3 protein-coding genes and 1 pseudogene are annotated in these 4,739 nt (G+C 58.5%); 2 read left to right on the top strand and 2 right to left on the bottom strand.

Annotated elements, in window-relative coordinates; genetic code table 11:
- On the bottom strand, nucleotides 1-638 hold a 638-nt coding region (locus BIS10_RS17415; RefSeq protein ID WP_253507189.1), incomplete at its 3' end, for a UvrD-helicase domain-containing protein.
- A gap of 286 nt (nucleotides 639-924) precedes the next feature.
- Here BIS10_RS17415 and pncB point away from each other — a divergent pair.
- Together pncB and BIS10_RS17405 are read left to right on the top strand one after the other, a co-directional pair.
- The gene (gene pncB, locus BIS10_RS17410; RefSeq protein WP_253018047.1) at nucleotides 925-2,121 is read left to right on the top strand and encodes a nicotinate phosphoribosyltransferase; all 1,197 of its coding nucleotides are present in this window, start codon (nucleotides 925-927) and stop codon (nucleotides 2,119-2,121) included.
- 66 nt (nucleotides 2,122-2,187) lie between these two features.
- On the top strand, nucleotides 2,188-3,759 hold the full coding sequence (locus BIS10_RS17405) for an ATP-binding protein (RefSeq protein ID WP_253507186.1): 1,572 nt from the start codon (nucleotides 2,188-2,190) through the stop codon (nucleotides 3,757-3,759).
- A 13-nt stretch (nucleotides 3,760-3,772) separates the two neighbouring features.
- Here BIS10_RS17405 and BIS10_RS17400 read toward each other — a convergent pair.
- A pseudogene (locus BIS10_RS17400) lies at nucleotides 3,773-4,739 on the bottom strand (exodeoxyribonuclease V subunit gamma); the annotation flags it as partial.

Here is a 4,739-nt window from a genome sequence, read left to right as displayed (position 1 = left end):
GGGCTGCCTAGGGCCTCCCTTTCGGCCAGCAGTTTGCGCACCTGCCCGTGGAGCTGGTCCGGCGACTTCCAGTAACCGGTAATGCTGCCCAGCGCCTCGGCGTCCAGCGGGTAGTAGAAGGTGCGCCAGTAGTCGCGCACTACCTCTTGCTCCAGCTCTTGCTGGTCGTTTTCCAAATTGAGCGAGAACAGGCTGCCGCTATCGAAGGCGTGCTCGCGCAGCATGCGGTAGCACCAGCTATGGATGGTAGAAACGGCGGCTTCGTCCATCCACTCGGCGGCCAGCTCTAAGCGGCGGGCGCAGGCGGGCCACGTGGCCTCGGGGTATTGGCTGCGCAGCGCTAGAAGCAGTGAGTCTTCACCCTGATGACGAAACACCGCCGCCGCTTCCACCAGCCGGTGGCGGATACGTTCACGCAGCTCTTGGGTGGCGGCGTTGGTAAACGTGACCACCAGAATTTCCGGCGGGGTGAGCGGGCGTACGAAGGCGGTGTTGTCTTCACTGTGTTGCCCGCCCAGCACCAAGCGTACATACAGCAGCGCAATGGTGAAGGTTTTCCCCGTGCCCGCGCTGGCTTCAATCAAACGGCTGCCGTGAAGCGGTAGCGTCAGCGGGTTCAGCGGGGTGGGCTGGCTCATTCTCATTCTCCGAACATCACGGCAGGCGGAAAGCAAAGCGCCTTTGGCGGGTAGCCAAAGGCACCGGCACTATATCGCGTTGCCAAGAGCTGGGCAAAAGAGCAAAGCAGCGTTAGAGGCTGGTTTGAAAGACGGTGTCGAATTCGTTGTAAACAGGTAGGCGCGCTCGGCTTCCATGGGCGTAAGCCATAGTAAACAGGGGTTAGGCTGTGAGGTATCGTCGCCAACTGGTAATCTAGCGGGCTAGCCGCTCTTGGCGATCTGTTGATGCTGGTGAAGGGATCTCATGCTGACCTCGCTTCTGGATAACGATTTTTACAAGATCACGATGCAGAATGCCGTGATTAAACGCTTCCCCTATGCCCATGCCCGCTACGCGTTTATCAATCGCGGCGAGCATGCGTTTCCTGAGGGCTTTGGTGAGGCGCTGCGCGGTGAAGTGGATCGCATGGCGACGCTGCGCTTGTCCGATGAAGAGAAGCGCTACCTGCAAACCACCTGCCCTTACCTAGACCCCACCTATCTCGATTTTCTGGCGGGCTTTCGTTACGACCCCAGCGAAGTGACGATCGAGCAGCAGGGCAGCGAGCTCTCGGTGGTGATGGAAGGCCCCTGGTACCGCACCATTTTGTGGGAAGTGCCGCTGATGGCGCTGATTAGCGAGCTTTGGTACCAACTGCGCGGCGTGAGCGTGTCGGAAGATGACGAAGCGCTCATCGAGCAGCGCACGCGAGAGAAAATCGAACTGTACCGCCAGCACGGGCTGAAGATTGCCGAGTTCGGCACCCGTCGGCGTTTCTCGTTTGCGGTGCACGACCGAGTCGTCAAAGCGCTGCGCCACTACGGCGGCGAGGCGTTTAGCGGCACCAGCAACGTGCTGCTGGCCATGCGCCACGGGGTGAAGCCCATCGGCACCCACGCCCATGAGTGGTTTATGTTCCACGGCGCTCGCTTTGGTTTCAAAATGGCCAACAGTTTGGCGCTGGAGCACTGGGTGGACGTGTACCGGGGGGATTTGGGTATCGCGCTGACCGATACCTTTACTACCCGCGCCTTTTTCGAGAGCTTCGATAAGAAGTTCGCCAAGCTCTTCGACGGCGTGCGCCACGATAGCGGCGACCCGATTGAATTTGCCGATGCCACCATTGCCCACTACCAGCGCCTGGGCATTAACCCGCTGAGCAAAACCATCATCTTCTCCGATGCCCTCACGCCTGAAAAAGTGGAGCGCATCCGCGCCTTCTGCCAAGGACGGATTGGCATGGCCTTTGGCATTGGCACCAACTTCACCAACGATATTGGCGTAGCGCCCATGAACATGGTGATCAAAATGGTTGAGGCCCGCCCCGAAGGGCAGGGCTGGCTGCCAGTGGTGAAGCTGTCCGATGTGCCCACTAAGAATACCGGCGACCCGGAGATGATTGCGTTGGCCAAGCGCATTTTATCGCTGGGTGGAAAGGGGGATGAAAGCCCGCTGATCTGACGCTGCAGGCATCAGCCGCATGCTAAACTGCTTTTCATATCGCTGTTTTTTGTTCTGGAGGCCGCCGTGCAGGATGTCCATCGCCGTAAGCTACCCATCGGGATTCAGACGTTCTCGGATATCCGTGAGGGCGACTATTACTACGTCGATAAAACCCCGCATATCGAGCGCTTGGTTAACCAGAACAAATACTACTTTCTCTCGCGGCCGCGCCGCTTTGGTAAAAGCCTGTTGCTGGATACGCTGCGCTGCTTGTTCGAGGGCCGCCAGGCGCTGTTTGAAGGGCTCTATATTCACGATCAGTGGGACTGGCAACAGCGTTACCCGGTCATTCGTATCAGCTTTGCCGATGGCGTCATGCAGAGCCGTGAAGGGCTGGATGAACGTATCCGTGAGCAGCTTCGGGTTCAGCGTGAGCGGCTGGGCATTACTCAATACCATGAAGCCGATATTCCCGGCGAGTTTTCCGCCCTTATTCGCATTGCCCACCAGCAATACGGCCAACGGGTGGTTGTGCTGATCGATGAGTACGATAAGCCGATTCTGGATAATATTTTGGTGCCCGAACGCGCTCGGGAACTGCGCGAGGGGTTGAAGAACCTGTATAGCGTGCTGAAAGATGCCGACCCTCATTTGCACTTTGTGCTGCTCACAGGCGTATCAAAGTTCAGCAAGGTCAGCCTATTTTCGGGCTTGAACAATCTCAACGATATCACCTTAGACGCTCCTTTCAGCACGATTTGCGGCTATACCGACGAAGACATCGACAAGGTGTTCGCGCCTGAGCTACCCGGTTTGGATCGTGAGGCCATTCGTCAGTGGTACAACGGCTACCGGTGGGGTGGGCGCGAGGTGGTGTCTGTCTACAATCCCTTTGATGTGCTGCTACTGTTTCAAAAGCGCGAGTTTGCGCCGTACTGGTTTGAGTCTGCCACGCCGACGTTTCTGGTTGATATTCTCAAACAGCGGGGGGTATTTACGCCTTCGTTAGATCACTGGGAAACCGAGTATGAACTGCTCAGCCAGTTCGATGTGGATCAGATCAGTACCGAAGGTCTGCTGTTTCAAACCGGCTACCTGACCATCCAGCAGGTAGAGGAGCCGCTGCTGGGATACCGCCAGTACACGCTGGGCTTTCCTAACCGTGAAGTCGAAACCAGTCTCAACCACGCCTTGTTGCCATCGCTGGGGGTCGAAAATGCCCCGCGTGAACGCAGAACACTGTTTCGCCATTTAAGTCAGCATGATCTTGTCGGGCTAGAAGCGCACCTAAAGGCGCTTTATGCCGGACTCCCTCACGACTGGTATCGCAACAACCCGATTGCTCGCTACGAAGGCCATTACGCCAGCGTGTTCTACAGCCACTTTGCGGCCCTGGGCCTGGATGTGACGGTGGAAGATGCCAGCCACCACGGCAAGGTGGATATGAGCGTGGATTTTGGTGGGCATATCTACCTGTTCGAGTTCAAAGTGGTGGAGCAACTGCCGGAAGGTCAGGCGCTGGCGCAAATCAAACACAAAGGGTATGCGGACAAGTACCGCGCCTCTGGCAAGCCCATACACCTGATCGGCGTCGAGTTCTCCAGTGCCAAACGCCAGATTGTGGCGTTCGATGTGGAAACGCTCGACGCTATGTAACACCCACGCTGGTTTACCCTTTGACCGCCTGGTGAAGCGGCGCGTAGAGCGCTTCTGTGAGCGTGGCAAAGGTGTGCCCGTTGGCTTGCTCGAAGAACAACCGCTCGAAGCGGGGCCACTGGTGGCTTAAATACGCGCTTTGGGCCACTTCACCGGTTTGGTAGCGGCCGCCTTCATAGGCGGTTTCGGCGGCGGCGTAGGCGTCGCTTTCTCGGCCTTTTTCTTGCGCCATATCTGGCGTGCCTTGCTTACTTAGCCAAGCAAACGCGGCTTGCGGTGCGAGCGGTAGCGGGGTTTCTAGGCCCGCTTGCCACGCGGCTAGCTGGGTTTCCAAGTGCTGGCGGGCGGTCTCGGCATCCACCGGCGCTAACGTGACATGACCCGCTTTGGAGAGTAGTTGCGTCGTCATCGGGCCATCCAGGTTGCCCGCTAGGTGCGCGACCCAGGGGCGCAGCAGGTGGCTCCAGCGGTACTGGCCGCGCCCGCTGCCTTGGCTAATCAGGCTGCTACTCAGCAGCAGCAGGCGGCAGCGGTGGCCTGCTTCATCCTGACGCAGTTCGCCCAGGGGCTCTTCCAATGTGAGGCCGTGGGCTTCGAAGTGAATCATGGTGTCGGGCAGGGTATGCGGCCACGCGTCTAACGCGTCTTCGTAGGCGTTGAAAAGCGCCTCCATGGGTTCGGCGAGTGCTGCGCGCATGCGTTCGCCGAACGCGCCCATGGCTAGCACGCCTTGGCCTTGAAAGCGCTCCAATGCTTCGTGCAATGCTTCCATACGCGGCTGGCCGTTATCCACCGCGTGGCGCTGGACGGCAATTAGCTGATCTTGGAGCTGCCAGTTTTGCAGGCCATCCAGGGCGAAGGGCTCGGCGTCCAGCTCGGCGATGGCTTCCTGCTCGAAATAGACCCCCAAGCGAGTATTAAAGAAGCTGCGCACCGGCTCGCGCAGAAAGCTGCCTAGCTGCCCAAGCGAGAGGCTGGTG

Origin of the sequence: Halomonas sp. 707B3, from assembly GCF_024158645.1 — a bacterium.
GTDB lineage: Bacteria > Pseudomonadota > Gammaproteobacteria > Pseudomonadales > Halomonadaceae > Vreelandella > Vreelandella lionensis.
Note: the sequence above shows the minus strand (reverse complement) of the source record. Positions and strands in the feature narration are given on the sequence as shown.